Genomic DNA, 21,097 nt, shown 5'->3' with positions numbered 1-21,097 from the left:
GGGGGCCGCGTTGGTTCCTCGAAAAACTTGGCGCGCCGCAGTGGCGAGCCTCTGCGGCGAGGCGCCCTTCGCTAGGCCGACCTTCAGTTTTCGCATAATGACATACTACCCTGTTTTGCCCGACGCGTCAAAGAAAATTCGCAAAATACGAAATTTCTTTTGCGGGCCGAGGGGTTCGCTACTGTGCATGAGGTTGTTTTTGGCTTTTGGTTTGCGTGCGGGGCCATGCAGCCCTTCTGACGCAAAAAAAGGCCGCCTCGAAGGGCGGCCCTTTCGTCTCGCTCGATGTGGTGCCGCTTACTCGGCGGCCTGCTTCTGCGGCGGGTCGAGTGCGCCGGACTTGTGGATATCGGCGACCTGGTGGTCGCTGAAGCCGAGCACGCTGCGCAGGATCTCGTCGGTGTGCTCGCCGAGCAGCGGCGAGCGCTGCACGTCGCTTGGGCTGTCCGACAACTTGATCGGGTTGCCGACCGAGATGTACTTGCCGCGGGTCGGATGATCGACCTCGACCACGGTGCCGGTCGCGCGCAGCGACTGGTCTTCTGCAATCTCCTTCATCGACAGGATCGGACCGCAGGGGATGTCATCCTTGTTGAGGATCTCCATCGCCTCGAACTTGGTCTTGGTCATCGTCCACTGCTCGATGCGGGCGAAGATCTCGTTCAGGCGCGGCAGGCGGGCAGCCGGCTTGGCGTAGTTCGGATCGGTCTTCCAGGTCGGCTCGCCGATCACGTCGCAGATCTTCTCCCAGACCGGGGCCTGGGTGATGAAGTAGATGTAGGCGTTGGGATCGGTCTCCCAGCCTTTGCACTTCAGGATGCGGCCGGGCTGGCCGCCGCCGGAATCATTGCCGGCGCGCGGCACGGCATCGCCGAACGGAATGCCTTCGCCGAACTGGCTGTACTCCTTGAGCGGACCGTGGGCGAGGCGCTGCTGGTCGCGCAGCTTGACGCGCGCGAGGTTGAGCACGCCGTCCTGCATCGCGGCGGTGACCTTCTGGCCCTTGCCCGAATGGGTGCGCTGATAGAGCGCGGTGACGATGCCGAGCGCGAGATGCAGGCCGGTGCCGCTGTCGCCGATCTGCGCGCCGGTGACGAGCGGCAGGCCGTCGCGGAAGCCGGTGGTGGAGGCGGCGCCGCCGGTGCACTGCGCGACGTTCTCATAGACCTTGCAGTCTTCGTATGGTCCGGGACCAAAGCCCTTGATCGAGGCGACGATCATCTTCGGGTTGATCGCCTGGATCTTCTCCCAGGGGAAGCCCATGCGGTCGAGCACGCCGGGGCCGAAGTTCTCGACCAGCACGTCGCACTTCTTGATCAGCTCCGTCAGGACTTCCTTGCCCTTGGGGTTCTTGGTGTCGAGCGTGATCGAGCGCTTGTTGTGGTTGAGCATGGTGAAATACAGGCTGTCCACGTTCGGGATGTCCTGCAGCTGGCCGCGGGTGATGTCACCCACGCCCGGACGTTCCACCTTGATCACGTCGGCGCCGAACCATGCGAGCAGCTGCGTGCAGGTCGGTCCGGACTGGACGTGGGTGAAGTCGAGAATGCGAACGCCCTCGAGCGCTTTGGTCATGATGTTGCTCCGTACTCTGTCTGCCCCTGCGAACCACAGGGAATAAAGGGTTGAGGGGTGGACTTACTTCTTCTTCTGCAGAACGCTCTGCGGATTGAGATTGCCGATGCGGCCGCTCTCCGAGCCCGCGGCCGGGTCGATCACCGCGTTGATGAGCGTCGGCTTGCGTGAAGCCATCGCCTCGTTGACGGCGCGCTTGAGCTCGTCGGGCGAGGTCGCATTCACGCCGACGCCGCCGAAGGCTTCCATCATCTTGTCGTAGCGGGCGCCCTTGACGAACACGGTCGTCGCGGGATCCGCGTTGACGCTGTTGACGTCGGTGCCGCGATAGATGCCATCATTGTTGAAGATGACGACGCAGATCGGCAAATTGTAGCGGCAGATGGTCTCGACCTCCATGCCGGAGAAGCCGAACGCGCTGTCGCCTTCCACCGCCAGCACGGGATGGCCGGTCTCCAGCGCGGCCGCGATCGCCTGGCCCATGCCGATGCCCATCACACCCCAGGTGCCGACGTCGAGACGCTTGCGCGGCTTGTACATGTCGATGACGCCGCGGGCGAGGTCGAGCGTGTTGGCGCCTTCGTTGACGAGGATCGCCTCGGGGTGATCCTTGATGACGTTCTTCAGCACGCCGAGCGCGCCGTGATAGTCCATCGGCGATTTGTTGTTCATCAGCTTCGGCGCCATCTTGGCGACGTTCTCGTCGCGCTTGGACGCGATGGCCTTGGTCCATTCGGCCGGCGGCGCGGTCCAGCCCGACGCAAGCGCCTGGTTGAAGGCGGACACGACCGAGCCGATGTCGCCGACGACGGGCGCGACGATCTCGACGTTGGAGTCCATCTCCTTCGGTTCGATGTCGACCTGGATGAACTTCTTCGGGGATTCGCCCCAGCTCTTGCCCTTGCCGTGCGACAGCAGCCAGTTCAGCCGTGCGCCGATCAGCATGACGACGTCGGAATCCTTCAGCACCGTGGAGCGCGCAGCACCGGCGCATTGCGGATGGGTGTCCGGGAGCAGGCCCTTGGCCATGCTCATCGGCAGGAACGGCACGCCGCTTTTCTCGACGAAGGTCTTGATCTCCTCATCGGCCTGCGCGTAGGCCGCGCCCTTGCCGAGGATGATGAGCGGACGCTTTGCCGCCTTCAGCACGTCGAGCGCGCGCTTGACCGACGCGGGCGAGGGGATTTGCGCGGGCGCAGCATCGATCACCTTGACTAGCGACTTCTGGCCGGCCTCGGCATTCATCACCTGGCCGAACAGCTTTGCCGGCAGATCGAGATAGACGCCGCCCGGACGACCCGAGACCGCTGCGCGGATGGCGCGGGCGAAACCGATGCCGATATCCTGGGCATGCAGCACGCGATAGGCCGCCTTGCACAGCGGCTTGGCGATCGCGAGCTGGTCCATCTCTTCGTAGTCGCCCTGCTGGAGGTCGACGATCTCGCGCTCGGAGGAGCCCGAGACCAGGATCATCGGGTAGCAATTGGTGGTGGCGTGCGCGAGCGCGGTGAGACCGTTGAGGAAGCCGGGCGCGGACACTGTCAGGCAGACGCCGGGCTTCCTCGTGAGATAGCCCGCGATGCCTGCGGCGTAGCCGGCGTTCTGCTCGTGGCGGAAGGAGATCACGCGAATGCCTTCGGCCTGCGCCATGCGGCCCAAATCCGTGATCGGGATGCCCGGCACATTATAGATGGTGTTGATGCCGTTCAGCTTGAGCGCGTCGATGACCAGATGGAAGCCATCCGTCAGTTCCTGCTCGGTGCCCGGTGCTTCGGACTTGGTCGCGGTGTTCAGCATGGGCCTTGTCTCCCTGGTCTCAAGATAACGGGGCGAATTTTTCGCCCTTCTGGTGAATGTTGTTAGGTGAAGAGCTAAGTGAATAGCTCCTGGCCGTGCGCCTCGACGTAAGCGGCAAGGCCAAGGGTGTGATCGCGGGCGCGCTTCTCGGCGAGCTCGGTGTCGCGTGCCTCGAGCGCTTCGATCATGCCGAGATGCTCGGGTAGCGACGTCGCGGTGCGGTCCTTGCGCCCGATCGTCAGCTGGCGATAGCCGCGCACGTGCAACAGCAGATCGTTGGTGAGGTCGACCAGCACCGGAGATTCCGACAACGAGATAAGCGCCTGATGGAACGCGATGTTGGCGCGCGAATATTCCTCGACATGATCCTGTGGCAGGCGGTCCTTGCCAAAGTCCTTGAAATAGTCGCGCAGCGCCGTGATGTCCTTCTTGCGCGCGGTCGTGGTGATGAGGCGCGCGGCCATGCTCTCCAGCGCCGCCCAGGCGCGGATCATGTCGACGATCTCGCTCTTGGTCCGGCGCACCACCATGATGCCGCGGCGCGGCACCGTCTTCACGAAACCGTCCTGCTCGAGCATCGCGATGGCCTCGCGGATCGGCGTGCGGCTGACACCCAGGCGTTCGGACAATGCGCGCTCGTCCAGCATCACCGGCTCGGGTGTCGAGTAGATGTCCATCTTGAGGATGGCTTCCTTCAAGGCGTCATATGCCTTGTTCTTGAAGCTGCTCTCCGGGGCAATACGAACGATTGCGATGTCTGCCTCGGCCATGTTCGGCAACGCCTTGGTTGGTTTCCGCAGTGACACGACGATTCTCCTCCAGTGGGAGTCGTCTTTTACAGGAATATTTACTGGAAAGTTTTTGGCATACCACATGCCAGAATGTCAAGCTGCCTATTTTTTGCGGGGTTCTAGGCGGTGCATCAGCTTGACAAATTGGCTTCTGGCATACCAAATGCCATCGCTAGCCATTTTTGATCCAAACGGGCGGTGTAGTCCAGGCATTGCTGCCGCTGCATTCCGCCGCACGGAACAGAGCGCGGCGATGGCGAGTATCACGGGCAGCCGCATCACGCGCGCTTTGCAAAGCAAGAACTGAAGGTCAAGGGAGAAGCCATATGTCCAATTCGAAAGATGTCGTCCGCAAGGTCCTTGACCAGGTCAAGGCCGACAACCGCACCAGCCTGACCGCCCCGGAAGGCAAGGTGGTCTGCGACGCCTACGGCATCCCGGTGCCGAAGGAGGGCGTGGCGAAGTCGGCCGGCGAGGCGGGCAAGATGGCGTCTTCGATGGGCTTCCCGGTGGTGATGAAGATCGTCTCGCCGGACATTCTCCACAAGACCGAGGCTGGCGGCGTCATCGTCGGCGTCAAGACGGCACAGGATGCCGAGAAGGCCTACGAGACCATTCTCGGCAACGCCAGGAAGTTCAAGGCCGATGCCAAGATCGAGGGCATCCAGGTGCAGCAGATGCTGGCCGGCGGCACCGAAGTCATCGTCGGCTCGATCACCGACGGCTCGTTCGGCAAACTGGTCGCCTTCGGCCTCGGCGGCGTGCTTGTGGAAGTGTTGAAGGATATCACCTTCCGCCTCGCGCCCGCGACCAAGGAAGATGCGCTCTCGATGCTCGATGGCATCCAGGCGCATGAGATTTTGAAGGGCGTTCGTGGCGGCGAGCCGGTCAACCGAACGGCGCTCGCCGACGTCATCGTCAAGGTCTCGCAGCTCGTCACTGACTTCCCTGAGATCGTCGAGCTCGATCTTAACCCGGTGTTTGCCTCCGCAAAGGACGCGATTGCGGCCGACGTACGCATCGTCGTCGACTTCGCCTACAAGCCCAAGCCGAAGCCGCGCCCGACCGAAGAGATCGTCGCGGCCATGAGCCGCATCATGCAGCCGAAGGCGGTCGCCGTGGTCGGCGCTTCCGCTGAAGACGGCAAGATCGGCAACTCCGTGATGAAGAACCTCATCAACGGCGGCTACAAGGGTGAGATCTATCCGATCCACCCGAAGGCTGCCGAGATCCTCGGCTACAAGGCCTATAAGAGCGTCAAGGATGTGCCGGGCGTGATCGACACTGCGGTGTTCGCGATCCCCGCGAAGTTCGTCGCCGCCGCACTCACCGAATGCGGTGAGAAGAAGATCCCGGGTGCGGTGTTGATCCCGTCGGGCTTTGCCGAAGCCGGCGCGCCCGAACTCCAGGCCGAGATCGTTGAGGTCGGCAAGAAGTACGACATCCGCCTGATGGGGCCGAACATCTACGGCTTCTATTATACGCCAGCCAATCTCTGCGCGACCTTCTGCACCGCCTATGACGTCAAGGGCCACGCGGCGCTGTCGTCGCAGTCGGGCGGCATCGGCATGGCTATCATCGGCTTCTCGCGCTCGGCGAAAATGGGCGTGTCGGCGATCGTGGGTCTCGGCAACAAGTCCGACATCGACGAGGACGATCTGCTCGCCTTCTTCGAGCAGGACCCGAACACGAATCTGATCGCGCAGCACTGCGAAGACCTCAAGGACGGACGCGCCTTTGCGGAGGCCGCCAAGCGGGTCTCCAAGAAGAAGCCGGTCGTCGTGCTCAAGGCGGGCCGCACCTCGGCGGGCGCCAAGGCGGCCTCGTCGCACACGGGCGCGCTCGCCGGCAACGACAAGATCTACGAGGATGTCCTGGCACAGTCCGGCGTGATCCGGGCGCGCTCGCTCCGGCAGCTGCTCGAATTCGCCCGCGGCGTGCCGGTGCTACCGACACCGAAGGGCGAAAACGTGCTGATCATTACGGGCGCCGGCGGCTCGGGCGTGCTGCTGTCCGACTCCTGCGTCGACAACGGCCTGTCGCTGATGTCGATGCCGCCGGATCTCGACGCGGCCTTCCGCAAATTCATCCCGCCGTTTGGTGCGGCCGGAAATCCTGTGGATATCACCGGCGGCGAGCCGCCGATCACCTACGTCAACACGGTGAAGCTCGGCCTGTCGGACGAGCGCATCCATTCGCTTATCCTCGGCTACTGGCACACCATCGTCACGCCGCCGATGGTGTTCGCCCGCAACATGGTCGAGGTGAAGAAGGAAATGGAGGCCAAGGGCTTCGTGAAGCCGATCGTTGCCTCGCTCGCCGGCGACGTCGAAGTGGAGGAAGCCGCCGAATATCTCTACCAGAACGGCATTCCGGCCTACGCCTATTCGACCGAGCTGCCGGTCGAAGTCTTGGGCGCCAAGTACAAGTGGGCGCGCGGCGCGGGCCTGCTCTGAGCGTAGCCTCTCCAGTCATCCCGGGGCGATGCGTAGCATCGAACCCGGGATCTCGAGATTCCGGGCTCGCTGAAGCGCGCTCCGGAATGACGCCAGCCACAGCGGCAGGTCGCGATGGGCAAGAACGTGATCAGGCGCAAATCGCTCGAAACACGATCGGCATCGGAGGCCGATCGTGACGGCGGCGTGCAGTCGGTCGACCGCGCGCTGTCGATCCTCGAAACTTTGGCCGAGGACGACGAAGGCTATCGCCTCAGCGATCTCTCCGTCCGCACCGGCCTGTCGGCCTCGACCGTGCACCGCCTGCTGGCGACGCTGGAAAGCCGCCGGTTCGTGCAGTTCGACCGCGCCGAATCCAAATGGCATGTCGGCGTGCGCAGCTTTACGGTGGGCGCGAGCTTCGCGCGGCGGCGCAACTTCACTGCGCAGGCGATTCCCTATTTGCGCAAGCTGCGCGATCTCACCCGCGAGACCGCAAATCTTGCCGTGGTTGACGACGAATTCATCATCGTGCTGACCCGCATGGAGAGCCGCGAGATCATGCGCTCGCTGACCAAGGTCGGCGGCCGCGTCCCGATGGTCACCTCAGGCGTCGGCAAGGCCGTGCTTGCGACCTATTCCGACGAGGACGTCGGAGCCGTCATCCGCCACCATGGCATGCCGCGCCTCACCGAAAAATCCATCGTGCGGCCGAGCGATCTGTTCAAGGAGCTCGCGACGATCCGCAAGCAGGGTTTTGCGGTCGACGACGAAGAGGCCGAGATCGGCCTGCGCTGCGTCGCCGCCGTGGTCTACAACGCGCTCGCCGAGCCGCTTGCAGCGATCTCCGTCTCGGGCCTGACCAGCCGTATCACCGACGGGCGGCTGCCGGAGGTCGGCCGGATGGTGCGTGACGTCGCAGCGGAACTCACGGCAGCCCTGGGCGGCGTGATGCCGGCCGCGAAACTGGCTTGAGCCGAAATCAACTCTGGCGGCAAGGGCCTCGACCTCGGTATATCCACCCACCGTTGTCGCGTCCTCTTGGGGAATACCATGCCTTCCGAGCTTCGTTCGCCCCGTCTCGCCGTCCTGATCGACGCCGACAACGCATCCGCAAAGATCGCGGATGGACTGTTCGAGGAGATTGCCAAGATCGGGGAGGCCAGCGTCCGCCGCATTTATGGCGACTTCTCCAATGCACGATCCAGGGGCTGGGCCGATATTCTGTCGAAGCACGCCATCATCCCGCAGCAGCAGTTCGCCTATACGGCGGGAAAGAACGCATCCGACATAACGCTGGTCATCGATGCAATGGACCTGCTTCACAGCGGCCGGTTCGATGGCTTTTGCCTGGTATCGTCAGACAGCGATTTTACCCGCTCGCCGCCCGCATTCGGGAGCAGGGCGTCGATGTCTTTGGGTTCGGTGAACACAAGACTCCGGAAAGTTTCAGGCAAGCCTGCCGAAGATTTGTCTACACGGAGAACCTGCTTGCCGGAACGGTGAACACCCAAGAGGCCGGATCGCGGTCCACGTCGCTTCAGCCGCCCGATGCCGCCGCGCCCATCATCAAGAAGATCATCACTCAGATGGAGAGCGAAGACGGCTGGGTGACGCTCGGAGAAGTCGGACGGCAGCTCGCAAACCTGGCCTCCGATTTCGATCCGAGGACGTTCGGTTTCCGCAAGCTGAGCGATCTCGTGCGAAAGACGAATTCGTTCGAAATTGATGAGCCAAAGGGCCGGTCGATGCGGATTCGGATCAAGCCTGCTGCCGCACCGCCGCCGAAAAGGCGGAACCCGCGAAGACCTCCAAGCTCGGGGACCGCAGGTGGGTCGGCGCCTAAGGCGTAAGCAGGGTGTGCCGCTATATTTGAGCTTGCCCGGTTTGGCGCAGGGCGTAACGATCGTGCGGCCGTAACGCCACGCGAGGGTCCAGATGACCAAACTTAACCGCTTCGCCGTCGCTCCGCTGCATGCGATGACCCGGCGCCTTGCCGACGTTGCTTCGGCGCGCCTGGCGCCAGATCTCGTCATCACGGGCGCGCGTGTGCTCGACCTATTCCGAGCGGATCCATCCGGGACGGGAGGTCTGGATCACCGGCGGCCGCATCGCCGCGTTGAAGGCCGCCGGCACGGCGAAAAAGCTTGGAGCGATATCGCGGTATACGACGCGGCGGGCGGTATCATCGCGCCAGGGCTAGTCGATCCGCACATCCACATCGAATCCTCGATGGTGACGGCCTGCGCCTATGCCGAGGCCGCGCTGCTGAACGGCACCACCTCGATCTTCTGCGACAGCCATGAGATCGGCAATGTCATGGATGTCGCCGGCATCGAGGCAATGCTCGAGGACGCCCGCGAAGCGCCGCTCTCGATCTTCTTGACGGTGCCCTCGACCGTGCCGGCGACCTCGGCCGAGTTGGAGACGGCCGGCGGTGATCTCACGCCGGACAAGATCGCCGGTCTGTTCGACCGCTGGCCCGAAGCGGTGGCGCTCGGTGAAAAGATGGATTTCGTGCCTGTCACCATGGGCGATGAGCGCAGCCACGCGATTCTTGCGGCGGCCTTGAAGCGCGGCCGGCCGGTCTCCGGCCACGTCTATGGCCGCGAATTCGTCGCGGCCTATGCGGCGAGCGGTGTCACCGACACGCATGAGGCGATCGACCGCGACATCGCCGACGATCTGCTCGACGCCGGCGTCTGGGTGTTCTTGCGCGGCGGGCCCCCGACCACGCCGTGGCACTCGCTGCCGCAGGCGATTCGCACCATCACCGAGCTCGGCGCGTCGCACAAGCGCACCGCCGTGTGCACCGACGACCGAGACGCCGACGACCTCCTGCTGTTCGGTCTCGACTGGGTGGTGCGCGAGGCCGTGAAAGCGGGGATGTCGCCGGAGCGGGCCTGGTCGATGGGCTCGCTGCATGGCGCCACCCGCTTCGGCATGGACGGCGACATCGGCGGGCTCGGCGGCGGCCGCCGTGCCGATCTCGTGCTGATGGACGATCAGCTCAAGCCGCAATCAACCTGGTATGGCGGCGAGCTGGTCGTCGAGAACCGCAAGATCACGCCGCGGCTCGATCAGGCGTTGTCGCAGCGCTATCGATATCCGAAGGCCGCCTATGTCACCGTAAAACTGCCCGAGGAGTTGAAGCTCACGCCGGAGCTGCCGACCAAGGCCTGCACCGTCAACGCGATCAGGACCGCGCTGCCCGGCATCACGCTGATCCACGAAAAGGTCGCGATCGATCCGGCCAAGGACTGGCCGTCTCTGTTCGCGCGCTACGGTCTGTGCTTCGTGACGGTCGTCGAGCGCCACGGCAAGTCGGCCGGCAACGTTGCTTTTGGGCTCTTGAAGGATTTCGGCCTGAAGCGCGGCGCAGTCGCCTCCAGCGTCGGCCACGACAGTCACAACATCATCATCGCCGGCACCAACGAGGCCGATATGCAGGTCGCGATCGCAGCCATCAAAGCGCAGCAGGGCGGCGTCTGCGTCGTCGCCGACGGCAAGGTGAGGGCGCTGGTGCCGCTGCCGATCGCCGGGCTTTTGTCCGACAAGCGCGTCACCGAGGTCGCCGAAGAGGTCAAGGTCCTGAAGCAGGAATGGGCGGAAGCCGGCTGCACCATCCCCTACATGGGCTTCAACTTGATTCCGCTGTCGGTCATTCCGGAAATTCGCATCACCGACAAAGGCCTCGTGCTGGTGCCGCAGATGGAGCTGGCGCCGCTGTTCGAGTGAGCTGCTTTCATCCGCTTCTCAATGTAACCGATTGAGACTGAAGCGTTTTTTCCACGGCTGCCACATCGTGGAAAATAAAGTCGATCTCGTTGAGATCGCATCTTGCGTGCCTGATGATCCCGCTCGCTGACGTAACCAAGCGAGGTCTGATATGGCGAAGATGCGAGCTATCGATGCAGCCGTGCGAATCCTGGAGAAGGAGGGCATCTCCACCGCGTTCGGCGTTCCCGGAGCCGCGATCAATCCGCTTTATTCGGCGTTGAAGAAGCGCGGCTCGATCCGCCATATCCTCGCGCGCCATGTCGAGGGCGCTTCGCACATGGCCGAAGGCTACACGCGGGCCAAGGCTGGCAACATCGGCGTCTGCATCGGCACTTCGGGGCCGGCCGGCACCGACATGATCACCGGGCTCTATTCGGCGATTGCCGATTCCATTCCGATCCTCTGCATCACCGGACAGGCGCCGCGGGCGAGACTCTACAAGGAGGATTTCCAGGCGGTCGACATCGAGTCGATCGCAAAGCCGGTGACCAAATGGGCGGTGACCGTGCGCGAGCCGGCGCTGGTGCCGCGCGTGTTCAGCCAGGCGTTTCATGTGATGCGCTCGGGCCGGCCCGGGCCGGTGTTGATCGACATGCCGCTCGATGTGCAACTCGCCGAGATCGAGTTCGACGACGAGACCTATGAGCCACTGCCGGTCTACAAGCCCACCGCCACGCGAAAGCAGGTCGAGAAGGCGCTGGAGATGCTCAATGCCGCCGAGCGGCCGCTGATCGTCGCTGGCGGCGGCATCATCAATGCCGATGCGTCGGATCTGCTGGTCGAATTCGCCGAGATCGCCAACGTGCCTGTGGTGCCGACCCTGATGGGGTGGGGCGCGATCCCCGACGATCACGTCCTGATGGCCGGCATGGTCGGCCTTCAGACCAGCCACCGCTATGGCAACGCGACGATGCTCGAATCCGACTTCGTGCTCGGCATCGGCAATCGCTGGGCCAACCGGCATACCGGTTCGATCGAGACCTACACCAAGGGCCGCACCTTCGTGCACGTCGATATCGAGCCGACCCAGATCGGGCGCGTGTTCAATCCCGATCTCGGTATCGTCTCGGACGCGAAGGCCGCGCTCGAGCTCTTCGTCACCGTCGCCAGGAGTGGCGCCGGTCAGGCAGGCTTCGCGAGCGCCAGGCGTGGCCCGCGGCATGCCGTGATCGCAAGCGCTCGATGCTGCGCAAGAGCCATTTCGACAACGTTCCGATCAAGCCGCAGCGCGTCTACGAGGAAATGAACAAGGCGTTCGGGCGCGACACTACCTATGTCACCGTGATCGGCCTGTCGCAGATCGCCGGCGCGCAGTTCCTGGACGTCTACAAGCCGCGCAACTGGATCAATGCGGGGCAGGCGGGCCCACTGGGCTGGACACTGCCGGCCGCGCTCGGCGTGCGCGCGGCATGTCCGGATCGCGACATCGTGGCGTTGTCCGGCGATTACGACTTCCAGTTCCTGATCGAGGAGCTGGCGGTCGGCGCGCAGTTCAATCTGCCCTACATCCACGTCGTCGTGAACAATTCCTATCTCGGCCTGATCCGCCAGGCCCAGCGCGGATTTGACATGGACTATCACGTCCAGCTCTCCTTCGAGAATATCAACGCGCCTGAGCTGGGCGGCTACGGTGTCGACCATGTCGCGGTCGCCGAAGGTCTTGGCTGCAAGGCGATCCGCGTCACCGATCCCAGGGCCACGCAAGCGGCGTTCGCCACGGCGCGCGAATTGATGAAGAAGCACCGCGTGCCCGTGGTGGTCGAATTCATTCTCGAGCGCGTCACCAATATCGCGATGGGGACCGAGATCGACAATATCGTCGAGTTCGAGGAGGTGCTGGACTTAGCCCTCGACGAGGTCGGGACCGCGCGCCCCGGCGTGCTTCAGCCGGCGGAATAGGGGAGAGCGCCATGCCGAAATTCGCCGCCAACCTCACCATGCTTTTCAACGAGATGCCGTTCATCGACCGCTTCGCCGCGGCGAAGGCGGCAGGCTTTGCCGGGGTCGAGTATCTCTTCCCCTATGATCTCGACAAGGCGCTCCTGCGCGAGCAGCTCGAGGCTCACGGGCTGACGCAAGTGCTGCACAATCTGCCCGCCGGCGACTGGGCGGCCGGCGAGCGCGGCATCGCGATCATGCCCGATCGTGTCGCCGAATTCCGCGATGGCCTGTTCCGCGCCATCGACTACGCCAAGGCGCTCGATTGTGAGCAGCTCAACTGTCTCGTCGGCATCGCGCCCGTCGATGCCGATCCGCGCGAGCTGCAGGAGACGCTGGTCGGAAACTTGCGCTTCGCGGCGTCGACGCTGGCGCGCGAGAACATCAAGCTGCTGGTCGAGCCGATCAACACGCTCGACATCCCCGGTTTCTTCCTCAACGGCACCGAGCAGGCGGTGCAGCTGATCGCCGAGGTGAGGTCGAACAATCTGTTCATCCAGTACGACATCTATCACATGCAGATCATGGAGGGCGATCTCGCCCGCACCATGCAGGAATATCTCCCGCAGATCGCGCACGTCCAGCTCGCCGACAATCCGGGCCGTCACGAGCCCGGCACCGGCGAGATCAACTATCCCTTCCTGTTCCGCCATCTCGACGCAATCGGCTATCGCGGCTGGATCGGCTGCGAGTACAAGCCGCGCACCACGACGCTGGAAGGCCTGTCGTGGCACGCGGCGCAAACATTCGAGACCTGAGGAAACGCAGACATGATTGACATCGGCTTCATCGGACTTGGCACCATGGGACGGCCGATGGCCGGCCACCTTCTGGCTGCGGGCCATCGCGTTCTCCTGCATGACGTCGCGCCGGTCGCGCCGGAGCTGATCGCGGCGGGCGGCGTCGCCTGCAAGTCTGCGAAGGAATTGGCGGAAGAGGCGGATGCGGTCATCATCATGGTGCCGGATACGCCGCATGTGGAAGCCGTGCTGTTCGGGAAAGACGGCGTGGCGGGCGGCATCTCCAAGGGCAAGATCGTAGTCGATATGAGCTCGATCTCGCCGCTGGCAACCAAGGAGTTCGCGAAGAAGATCGAGGCGCTCGGCGCGGACTATCTCGACGCACCGGTGTCGGGTGGCGAGGTCGGCGCCAAGGCGGCGAGCCTCACGATCATGGTCGGCGGTCCCGAGCGCGCCTTCAACACCATGAAGCCGATCTTCGAGAAAATGGGCAAGAACGTCACCCGTGTCGGCGCCAATGGCGACGGCCAGACGACGAAGGTCGCGAACCAGATCATCGTGGCGCTGACAATCGAGGCGGTCAGCGAAGCGCTGCTGTTCGCGTCCAAGGCCGGCGCCGATCCCGGGCTGGTGCGCCAGGCTCTGATGGGCGGCTTTGCGTCCTCGCGAGATCCTCGAGGTGCATGGCGAACGCATGGTGAAGCGCAATTTCGATCCCGGTTTTCGCATCGAGCTGCACCAGAAGGATCTCAACCTCGCGCTGGAAGGCGCGCGTGCTCTCGGCCTTTCGCTGCCGAGCACGGCGGTGGCACAGCAATTGTTCTCGTCCTGCACTGCACATGGCGGCAAGGGCTGGGATCACTCAGCGATGGTGCGGGCGCTGGAACTAATGGCAGGCCACGAGATCGCCGCGGCCTGAACTGTTACGCGGTAACGGTCTCCGGATTTGAGGTGTCTTTCCTCACGTGGGAACCGGAACAATGCTCCGGCCCCACGGTTGAAGGCGCACAATAACACTGGAGAGTGTGGATATGAAAACCCGTCTTGCGATTACGTTGGCTGCCGCGTCCCTGCTGGCGTCGAGTGCAGCCTTTGCCCAGTCAACGACCGAAGAGGGCGCCAGGAACGGCGCACGTGCGGGCGGCGAGGTCGGCGGCCCGGTCGGGGCGATGGTCGGCGGCACCGTCGGTGCGGCCGTTGGCGCCGGACTGGAAATTCCGAATGCGATCCTCGGCGGAATCCCGCGCGATGATTCCGTCGTGGTTCACGAGCGCGTCGTCGTCGGCGAGCCGCTGCCTCCAACGGTGGTGCTGCGCCCCGTGCCGAACTACACGGAGTACCGCTATGCGGTCGTGAACGATCGCCGCGTGATCGTCGAGCCGCGCACGCGCCGCGTCGTCAAGATCATCGATTGATCGACGCATAAGAGTTGGAATACTGAGCCCCGCGGAGCGACGCTGCGCGGGGCTCTATCGTCAGGGCGAAAAGCCTAAAGCGGCTCGCGCACGCCGAGGCCGTGCATGAAGCGCTCACGGATCTGCACGGGATCCCTGCGGGTGGTGCCGACGCCGGGCTTGTCGTCGATGCGCAGCGCGATCAGGCTCGGCTCATCAGCCGACATGGCCTCATCGACAAGGCGTTCGAAATCATCCTCGTCCGCGGCCCAGGTGCTGTTGGTGAGCCCCGAGCCCAGGGCGATCGCGACGAGATCGGCGACACCGGCTGCCGGCGTCGGCTGCGCGCCGGTGATCTGGTAGATGCCGTTGTCCATCACAATCATGACCAGGTTCTTCGGTTTCAGCGCCGCGATGGTCGAGAGCGCGCCGAGCTGCATCAGCAGCGATCCGTCGCCTTCGAGCGCGAAGACGCGGCGGTCTGGCTGCGCCAGCGCCACGCCAAGCGCAATCGGGAAGGCGAGGCCCATGCTGCCGAGCATGTAAAAATTCTGTGGGCGGTGACCGGCGGCCCAGAGGTCGAAATTGGTATTGCCGATGCCGCCGATCACCGCTTCCTCTTGCTTGAGCTTTGCGATCAGGCGCGAGGTCACATCGAACCGGTTCATCACTTTGGTGTTGCGGGTGTTCATCGCTGATCTCACTTGAAGGTCTTGCCGCCGGTGAGCAGCGGGTTGAGGATCAGCGCCACCGGCGCCTGCGTGGTGACGGCTTGCTTGATCGAGCGGTCGGTGATGAATTCGAGCTCGTCGAGCCGGCTGATGGTGTGATGCTCGAGCGCCAGCGAATCCAGCACCGGGCGCATGGTGCGGCAGACCAGCGATTGGCCGTAATTGAACTCGCCGAGCGTGCCGCGCTCGGAGACGAACATGATCAGCGGGATCTGGTAGGGCACCGCGAGCGAGGCGAGCGTGTTGGCCAGTGTGGCAAAGCCCGAGGTCTGCATCAGCACCGCGCCGCGCCGCCCGCCCATCCAGGCGCCTGAGACGATGCCGACGGCCTCTTCCTCGCGGGCGGTGGCGAAGGTGGTGAAGAATGAATCGGCGTGGAGGTTCTTGATCAGCGGCGTCAGCACCCGGTCGGGCACGTAAGGGATGAGGCTGATCACGTTCCGCTTCAGGGTTTGCAGAACTATCCCGTGCCAGCTGTTGTCGCTGGGCGCCTGCGTCGAGGTATGCTGCTCCGCAATCGCCATTGCGTTCTCCCTTGAGCCGCGCATGTTTCTTGGTCTTGGCCTATATCGCGGCAGTGTGCCGAAACTTGACGGAGCGGGCAGGATTGTCAACATGCCGGGCCGGCACCGTGATCTGCGCCGGACGGCCTGCCAAGGCCGGCACCGCCATGTCATAAGCGGGACAATGAGAAAACGGGAGGACGCATGGACGGGGTGCATATTGCGCTGGCCTTGCGGGTCTCCACGAGAGAGCCGGAAGGGTCCTGATGTCGGTCAATAGCAAGCGCGTCTTCTACGTCAAATATCTGGCCAACCCGATCTACATCGACATCCTGAAGGCGCGGCCCGACGTCCGGCTCGACCGCATCGAGAACGAGAGCCCTGAGGACTTTTACGCGCCGATCCTGAGCGCGGCGCATGTCTACCAGATCGGCGCGGCCCGCGACGAGCTGGCGCCGCATTTCCATGTCGACACCGCCTTCCTGAAGCGCACGCCGAACCTGCTGCTGGTCTCCAGCAATGGCGCGGGCTTTGATCCCGTCGACGTCGAGGCCTGCACGGATGCAGGCGTGTTGGTCGTGAACCAGTCGGGCGGCAACGCGCATTCGGTGGCAGAGCACGCGCTGGCGATGATGCTGACCTTGTCCAAGCGCATCATCCAGTCCGACCGCCGGTTGCGCCGTGAGCCCAATGTCAACCGCAACGAGCTCGTCGGCAACGAGGTCGAGCACAAGACCGTCGGGATCATTGGCCTCGGCAACGTCGGCCGCCGCATCGCCGAGCTGTGCAAGGGCCTGCTCGGCATGAAGGTGCTGGCCTACGACCCGTACCTTTCGGCCGAAGTGATGGCCGAGCGGGGCGGCGAAAAGGTCGAGCTCGACGAGTTGCTGCGCCGCGCCGATTTCGTCTCGATCTCCTGTCCGCTCAACAAAGGCAGCCGCAACATGATCAGCGTGCGCGAGTTCGGCCTGATGCAGCCGCATGCTTATTTCATCACCACCGCGCGCGGATTTATCCATGATGAGGGCGCGCTGCTTGGGGCGTTGCGCGACAAGCGTATCGCTGGTGCCGGCCTCGACGTCTGGTCCAAGGAGCCGCCGCCGCCGGAGCATCCGCTGCTCCAGTTCGACAATGTGCTGGCGAGCCCGCACACGGCTGGCGTCACGATCGAGGCGCGCCAGAACATGGGCCGCATCGCGGCCGAGCAGGTGCTGGAGACGCTCGACGGCAAAAGGCCGCCGCGCATCATCAATCCCGAGGTCTGGCCTGTTTATGCCGCGCGCTTCAAGCAGGCTTTTGGCGTCATGCCGGGGTGAAGGGCTGATGCGCGGCAATCGTTGTCGATCTCTCCAGCGAGTTGGTTCAAATAGCGGCGGCAAAATACAGCTTCATCGCCAATGCGAAGGTGATTCAGGCCTACGCCGAAACGGAGTCGCTGCTTGATATCAAGACGTGATAACTGACGGATCGAACCGACGTCGGCTTGATCTCCGTCAAAATCTGTCTCCCCGAAACCCGGTAAATGGGTTTAGAGTGCCGCCGGGGCAGCAGGGAGGTCCCATGTCAACTTATGTCGTCAGGTTCATGAAGGACGTGCTCGGCCAGTACGGGCGGCAGATCGAGGTCTGTCAGGGCGCACTCGAGATCGACGCCGCCGACGAGGACGAAGCCAGGGAGCGGGCGAAGGCGAGGTTTTGCCAGGACCAGGCGTTACATCACTGGTCGCTGCATGCCGATCGCATCCAGGTCAGGCCGGCTGACTTTCCCTCGTAAGGCTTAGCGGCGCGATGGGCGCGGTGACGCCCGCAGCGATCAAACGCTCCACCATGGCGTATCCGACCGGTGGCTGTGCCGACAGGCACCGCCGCAGCGAGATCCGATGCGCGGCCGACGCTAATCAGCGCTTCGCCTCGCTGAACACCACATTCGGCACCGCACGATTGACGACCTCGCGCAGCGCGAAGCTCGATTGTACCCGCGCCACGCGCGGCAGGCGCGACAGCTCGGTGCGGTGAATGCGCTCGAAATCCTGGATGTCGCGGGCGAGCACGATCAGGATGTAGTCGTCGGTCCCCGACATCAGGAAGCAGCGCACGACGGAGGGGCACTTCACCACCTCCGCTTCGAACGCCTTCAGCGCCTCGTCGCTCTGGCTCTCCAGCGCAATGCGCACCAGCACCGTCGTGGTGAGGCCGAACTGCGCAAGATCGAGCGCGGCCTGGTAGGCCTGGATGTAACCGTCATCCTCGAGCGTCTTCTGCCGCCGCGCCAGCGCGGTGCTGGAGAGGCCGACCTTATTGGCGAGCTCGGTGTGGCTGGCGCGCGCATTGGTCGTGAGTTCCGCGAGAATGGCGAGATCTTTCCGGTCGAGGGCCAAGGTTTTGTTTCCAGCGTGAAAGGGCATTTCCGCGATCGAAACCGGCGCGGGATCGCCAAAGCTAGCGGATATTTGCATGAAACCAAACTGCCTGCGTCGCTACGATCATCGGGTGAATCAAAAGGAGCCCAGGATGCGTGTTGGTGTGCCCAAGGAGATCAAGGTGCAGGAATTTCGCGTCGGGCTCACACCGGGCGCTGTCCGTGAATACGTCGCGGCTGGGCATCAGGTCACGGTCGAGACCGGAGCCGGCAGCGGCATCGGCGCGTCCGACGAGGTCTATCAGCGGGCGGGGGCCTCCATTGCTGCCGGTGCGCGCGACATCTTCGCCAAATCAGACATGATCGTGAAGGTGAAGGAGCCGCAGAAAAGCGAATGGGCCCAACTCCGCGAAGGCCAGATCCTGTTTACTTATCTCCATCTCGCGCCTGATCCCGAACAGGCCAAGGGATTGCTCGCCTCCGGCTGCACCGCAATCGCCTACGAAACCGTCACCGACGCGGCCGGTCACCTCCCCCTGCTCGCGCCGATGAGCGAAGTCGCCGGCCGCCTCGCCATCGAGGCCGCCGGCGCCGCGCTCAGGCGATCGGCCGGCGGTCGCGGGCTGCTGCTCGGCGGCGTGCCTGGCGTGCAGCCGGCGCGGGTCGTCGTGCTCGGCGGCGGCGTGGTGGGAACGCAGGCCGCGCGCATGGCCGCAGGCCTCGGTGCTGAAGTCACCGTGATTGACCGCTCGATCCCGCGCTTGCGCGAGCTCGACGCCATCTTCGCCGGACGCGTACGCACCCGCTTTTCGACCCTCGAGGCCGTCGAGGAGGAGGTGTTTGCCGCCGACGTCGTGATCGGTGCGGTGCTGGTGCCGGGCGCGAGCGCGCCAAAGCTCGTGACGCGTGCGATGCTCAAATCGATGCGGCCGGGTGCCGTGCTGGTCGACGTCGCGATCGACCAGGGCGGCTGCTTCGAGACCTCGCACGCGACGACGCATGCCGAGCCGACCTACGAGGTCGACGGCGTCGTGCATTATTGCGTTGCGAACATGCCGGGCGCGGTGCCGGTGACGTCGAGCCAGGCGCTGAACAATGCGACGCTGCCGTTCGGTCTGGTGCTCGCCAACAAGGGCTTTGCTGCCGTGCTGGAGAACCAGCATCTGCGCAACGGGCTCAATGTCCATCGCGGCCGGATCACCAACAAGGCGGTGGCGGAAAGTCTCGGGATGGATTTTGCGCCGGTGGGAAGCGGGCTGGCGGCGTAGAGTTGCCAGACCCATGCTTTCGACCTGTGCGGCCCGAGATCCGGATCGTGCGTCATGCGCGAGCAGTCCACCAAAACGCTGTGCCATCGCCGAAAACACGCGGCCGCTCGAGTTGCGGTGGTAAGTGCTCGTGGCAGGCGTCGAGCACGTCCGGGCGGACGCCATGGGCGCTCCAACCCGCCAAAAGATGAAAACCATTGCCTTAGGCTCGCCCCGCGGAAGGAGTTTCCCCGCCGGGGGTAAAAACGCCAATCGCTTCCATTGCTGTTTGGGGCCGAAACGACGACATTTCGATCAGAGATTGATGGATTGGCCCATTATGGAACGGATCGGATTTGAGCCCTTCGGCGAGCAGCTGGTGTCCGCGACGGACACCCAGCCGAAGTCGCGCGCCTCAAAGCTCCTGCTGCGGGCGGGCACGGGCCTGTTCTGGTCGCTGGTCGCGGCAATCGTGCTCGCGCGCGCGGCCTTCTTCGAGCCCGGCGTCTATGACAGCTTCAGGCACGTGGCTTCGATCGCCAAAAGCCTGATCTTCTAAGACCGGTTATTCCGGGTTGAGGATAGAACTTCCCTCGGGCCTGATATGTCGAAAACTTATTTCCCAATCAAGGCGCGCTGCGTATAAGTCCTTCTCCTCTGGGAGAGATTTGTGTCGCAGAATCAAGCATCCTGCCCGGCAGATTCCAAGCCGACCACTGCCGCAAGCCGCATCCTCGCGCTGATTCCCGGCATTCTCCTGTGCATCGTTGTGGCCGGTGTTTCGGCCTCTCTTGAGCGGGCCGAACTCGGCGTCTTCGAGCACCCCTATGTCGAGGCGCTTGTGATGGCGATCCTGCTCGGCATGGCGCTACGCAGCTTCTGGAAGCCGGCCCCGCGCTGGCAGGCCGGCATCGCCTTCAGCGCCAAGCAGCTGCTCGAAGTCGCCGTCATGCTGCTCGGTGCTTCCATCAGCTTTGCCGCCATCGCGGCCTCCGGCATCGCGTTGCTGGCGTCGATCGCCGCTGTCGTCGTGATCGCGCTCTCCGTCTCTTTCGGTCTCAGCCGTTTGCTTGGCCTCTCGACGCGGCTCTCGATCCTGATTGCCTGCGGCAATTCCATCTGCGGCAATTCTGCGATCGCGGCAGTGGCGCCGATCATCGGCGCCAACAGCGACGAGATCGCATCCTCGATCTCCTTCACCGCCATCCTCGGCGTGATGATGGTGCTGGGCCTGCCGCTGCTGATCCCGCTGTTGCAACTCACCGCCACGCAATACGGCATCCTTGCGGGCCTGACCGTCTATGCGGTGCCGCAGGTGCTCGCGGCGACGGTGCCGGCCGGCCTCGTCTCGACGCAGATCGGCACGCTGGTCAAGCTGATGCGCGTGTTGATGCTGGGGCCGGTGGTTGTCGGCCTCTCACTGGTCGCCTCGCGCTGGCAGACCGGTGCCAAGAAGACCAATGTCGGCTTCTTCCGTCTGGTCCCGTGGTTCATCCTCGGCTTTCTCGTGCTGGCGACCCTGCGTTCCCTGGAGATCGTGCCGGGTACGGTGGTGGCTCCGATCACGCGCATCACCGGCTTCCTCACGGTCGTGTCGATGGCCGCTCTTGGTCTCGGCGTTGACGTGAAGGTGCTCGCCAACGTCGGCGGCAGGGTGACGGCTGCGGTGACACTGTCGCTGATGCTACTGCTGGCGATCAGCATCGCGCTGGTGCATTGGTTCAAGTGAGGGACGGAGGCTGCCGTCGGGTGGGCAAAGGCGCGATAGTGCCGTGCCCACCACCCGGTCGGCATGTGCCAGATGGTGG

15 protein-coding genes and 4 pseudogenes are annotated in these 21,097 nt (G+C 63.9%); 13 read left to right on the top strand and 6 right to left on the bottom strand.

Annotated features, from left to right (window positions below):
- Nucleotides 1-297 precede the first annotated feature (297 nt).
- The 3 genes from frc to ACTGJ9_RS31135 form a co-directional block, all read right to left on the bottom strand.
- Nucleotides 298-1,575, bottom strand: coding sequence for a formyl-CoA transferase (gene frc / locus ACTGJ9_RS31145; RefSeq protein WP_456674170.1), 1,278 nt, complete (start codon nt 1,573-1,575; stop codon nt 298-300).
- Between the two features lie 63 nt (nt 1,576-1,638).
- Nucleotides 1,639-3,372 carry an oxalyl-CoA decarboxylase gene (gene oxc / locus ACTGJ9_RS31140; RefSeq protein WP_456674169.1) on the bottom strand — a complete coding sequence of 578 codons (1,734 nt, stop codon included), beginning with the start codon at nt 3,370-3,372 and terminating at the stop codon, nt 1,639-1,641.
- Between the two features lie 74 nt (nt 3,373-3,446).
- Nucleotides 3,447-4,142 (bottom strand): GntR family transcriptional regulator, encoded by a 696-nt coding sequence (locus ACTGJ9_RS31135; protein WP_354032183.1) that lies wholly within the window; start codon nt 4,140-4,142, stop codon nt 3,447-3,449.
- Nucleotides 4,143-4,489: 347 nt separating this feature from the next.
- Here ACTGJ9_RS31135 and ACTGJ9_RS31130 point away from each other — a divergent pair, with 347 nt between their 5' ends.
- From ACTGJ9_RS31130 to ACTGJ9_RS31095, 8 genes and pseudogenes are all read left to right on the top strand, one after another.
- Complete coding sequence (locus tag ACTGJ9_RS31130; RefSeq protein ID WP_456674168.1) at nt 4,490-6,619, top strand: acetate--CoA ligase family protein; 2,130 nt, start codon at nt 4,490-4,492, stop codon at nt 6,617-6,619.
- Between the two features lie 114 nt (nt 6,620-6,733).
- Complete coding sequence (locus ACTGJ9_RS31125; RefSeq protein ID WP_456674167.1) at nt 6,734-7,573, top strand: IclR family transcriptional regulator; 840 nt, start codon at nt 6,734-6,736, stop codon at nt 7,571-7,573.
- A 78-nt stretch (nt 7,574-7,651) separates the two neighbouring features.
- Nucleotides 7,652-8,451 (top strand): annotated as a pseudogene (locus ACTGJ9_RS31120) (NYN domain-containing protein).
- An 85-nt stretch (nt 8,452-8,536) separates the two neighbouring features.
- Nucleotides 8,537-10,336, top strand: a pseudogene (locus ACTGJ9_RS31115) (adenine deaminase C-terminal domain-containing protein).
- Between the two features lie 151 nt (nt 10,337-10,487).
- Nucleotides 10,488-12,277, top strand: a pseudogene (gene gcl, locus ACTGJ9_RS31110) (glyoxylate carboligase).
- Nucleotides 12,278-12,288: 11 nt separating this feature from the next.
- Nucleotides 12,289-13,074: a hydroxypyruvate isomerase gene (gene hyi / locus ACTGJ9_RS31105; protein ID WP_456674166.1), complete on the top strand. Its 786-nt coding sequence runs from the start codon at nt 12,289-12,291 to the stop codon at nt 13,072-13,074.
- Nucleotides 13,075-13,086: 12 nt separating this feature from the next.
- Nucleotides 13,087-13,975, top strand: a pseudogene (locus tag ACTGJ9_RS31100) (2-hydroxy-3-oxopropionate reductase).
- A 112-nt stretch (nt 13,976-14,087) separates the two neighbouring features.
- Nucleotides 14,088-14,471, top strand: a complete 384-nt coding sequence (locus ACTGJ9_RS31095) for a DUF1236 domain-containing protein (RefSeq protein WP_456674165.1) — start codon at nt 14,088-14,090, stop codon at nt 14,469-14,471.
- Nucleotides 14,472-14,545: 74 nt separating this feature from the next.
- Here the strand turns inward: ACTGJ9_RS31095 and ACTGJ9_RS31090 are convergent, their stop codons facing one another.
- Both ACTGJ9_RS31090 and ACTGJ9_RS31085 read right to left on the bottom strand, forming a co-directional pair.
- A complete protein-coding gene (locus ACTGJ9_RS31090) occupies nt 14,546-15,142 on the bottom strand; it encodes a thiamine pyrophosphate-dependent enzyme (RefSeq protein WP_456674164.1) in 597 nt (198 codons plus the stop codon).
- An 8-nt stretch (nt 15,143-15,150) separates the two neighbouring features.
- The gene (locus ACTGJ9_RS31085) at nt 15,151-15,705 is read right to left on the bottom strand and encodes a thiamine pyrophosphate-binding protein (protein ID WP_456674163.1); all 555 of its coding nucleotides are present in this window, start codon (nt 15,703-15,705) and stop codon (nt 15,151-15,153) included.
- Between the two features lie 245 nt (nt 15,706-15,950).
- Between ACTGJ9_RS31085 and ACTGJ9_RS31080 the strand changes: the two genes are divergently transcribed.
- Nucleotides 15,951-17,000 carry a hydroxyacid dehydrogenase gene (locus ACTGJ9_RS31080; RefSeq protein ID WP_456674162.1) on the top strand — a complete coding sequence of 350 codons (1,050 nt, stop codon included), beginning with the start codon at nt 15,951-15,953 and terminating at the stop codon, nt 16,998-17,000.
- A 244-nt stretch (nt 17,001-17,244) separates the two neighbouring features.
- Nucleotides 17,245-17,457, top strand: a complete 213-nt coding sequence (locus tag ACTGJ9_RS31075) for a hypothetical protein (protein ID WP_456674161.1) — start codon at nt 17,245-17,247, stop codon at nt 17,455-17,457.
- A 124-nt stretch (nt 17,458-17,581) separates the two neighbouring features.
- Here ACTGJ9_RS31075 and ACTGJ9_RS31070 read toward each other — a convergent pair whose 3' ends face one another.
- Nucleotides 17,582-18,061: an Lrp/AsnC family transcriptional regulator gene (locus tag ACTGJ9_RS31070; protein ID WP_456674160.1), complete on the bottom strand. Its 480-nt coding sequence runs from the start codon at nt 18,059-18,061 to the stop codon at nt 17,582-17,584.
- A gap of 133 nt (nt 18,062-18,194) precedes the next feature.
- On the opposite strand from ACTGJ9_RS31070, the gene ald reads away from it, so the two are divergent.
- From ald to ACTGJ9_RS31055, 3 genes are all read left to right on the top strand, one after another.
- Nucleotides 18,195-19,310, top strand: a complete 1,116-nt coding sequence (ald, locus tag ACTGJ9_RS31065) for an alanine dehydrogenase (protein WP_456674159.1) — start codon at nt 18,195-18,197, stop codon at nt 19,308-19,310.
- Between the two features lie 319 nt (nt 19,311-19,629).
- Nucleotides 19,630-19,848 carry a hypothetical protein gene (locus ACTGJ9_RS31060; protein ID WP_456674158.1) on the top strand — a complete coding sequence of 73 codons (219 nt, stop codon included), beginning with the start codon at nt 19,630-19,632 and terminating at the stop codon, nt 19,846-19,848.
- 111 nt (nt 19,849-19,959) lie between these two features.
- Nucleotides 19,960-21,018, top strand: a complete 1,059-nt coding sequence (locus ACTGJ9_RS31055; RefSeq protein ID WP_456674157.1) for a YeiH family protein — start codon at nt 19,960-19,962, stop codon at nt 21,016-21,018.
- Nucleotides 21,019-21,097 lie beyond the last annotated feature (79 nt).

Origin of the sequence: Bradyrhizobium sp. RDM12 (assembly GCF_051917485.1) — a bacterium.
GTDB lineage: Bacteria > Pseudomonadota > Alphaproteobacteria > Rhizobiales > Xanthobacteraceae > Bradyrhizobium.
The sequence above is the reverse complement of the archived record's forward strand: the minus strand, read 5'-3'. Positions and strand labels throughout refer to the sequence as shown.

Coding starts and splice junctions, on each gene's coding strand:
- ACTGJ9_RS31085 (WP_456674163.1), bottom strand. CDS start 15,705: ATGGCGATTGCGGAGCAGCATACCTCGACGCAGGCGCCCAGCGACAAC.
- ACTGJ9_RS31060 (WP_456674158.1), top strand. CDS start 19,630: ATGGAACGGATCGGATTTGAGCCCTTCGGCGAGCAGCTGGTGTCCGCG.
- oxc (WP_456674169.1), bottom strand. CDS start 3,372: ATGCTGAACACCGCGACCAAGTCCGAAGCACCGGGCACCGAGCAGGAA.
- hyi (WP_456674166.1), top strand. CDS start 12,289: ATGCCGAAATTCGCCGCCAACCTCACCATGCTTTTCAACGAGATGCCG.
- ald (WP_456674159.1), top strand. CDS start 18,195: ATGCGTGTTGGTGTGCCCAAGGAGATCAAGGTGCAGGAATTTCGCGTC.
- ACTGJ9_RS31080 (WP_456674162.1), top strand. CDS start 15,951: ATGTCGGTCAATAGCAAGCGCGTCTTCTACGTCAAATATCTGGCCAAC.
- frc (WP_456674170.1), bottom strand. CDS start 1,575: ATGACCAAAGCGCTCGAGGGCGTTCGCATTCTCGACTTCACCCACGTC.
- ACTGJ9_RS31095 (WP_456674165.1), top strand. CDS start 14,088: ATGAAAACCCGTCTTGCGATTACGTTGGCTGCCGCGTCCCTGCTGGCG.
- ACTGJ9_RS31135 (WP_354032183.1), bottom strand. CDS start 4,142: ATGGCCGAGGCAGACATCGCAATCGTTCGTATTGCCCCGGAGAGCAGC.
- ACTGJ9_RS31090 (WP_456674164.1), bottom strand. CDS start 15,142: ATGAACACCCGCAACACCAAAGTGATGAACCGGTTCGATGTGACCTCG.
- ACTGJ9_RS31130 (WP_456674168.1), top strand. CDS start 4,490: ATGTCCAATTCGAAAGATGTCGTCCGCAAGGTCCTTGACCAGGTCAAG.
- ACTGJ9_RS31125 (WP_456674167.1), top strand. CDS start 6,734: ATGGGCAAGAACGTGATCAGGCGCAAATCGCTCGAAACACGATCGGCA.
- ACTGJ9_RS31075 (WP_456674161.1), top strand. CDS start 17,245: ATGTCAACTTATGTCGTCAGGTTCATGAAGGACGTGCTCGGCCAGTAC.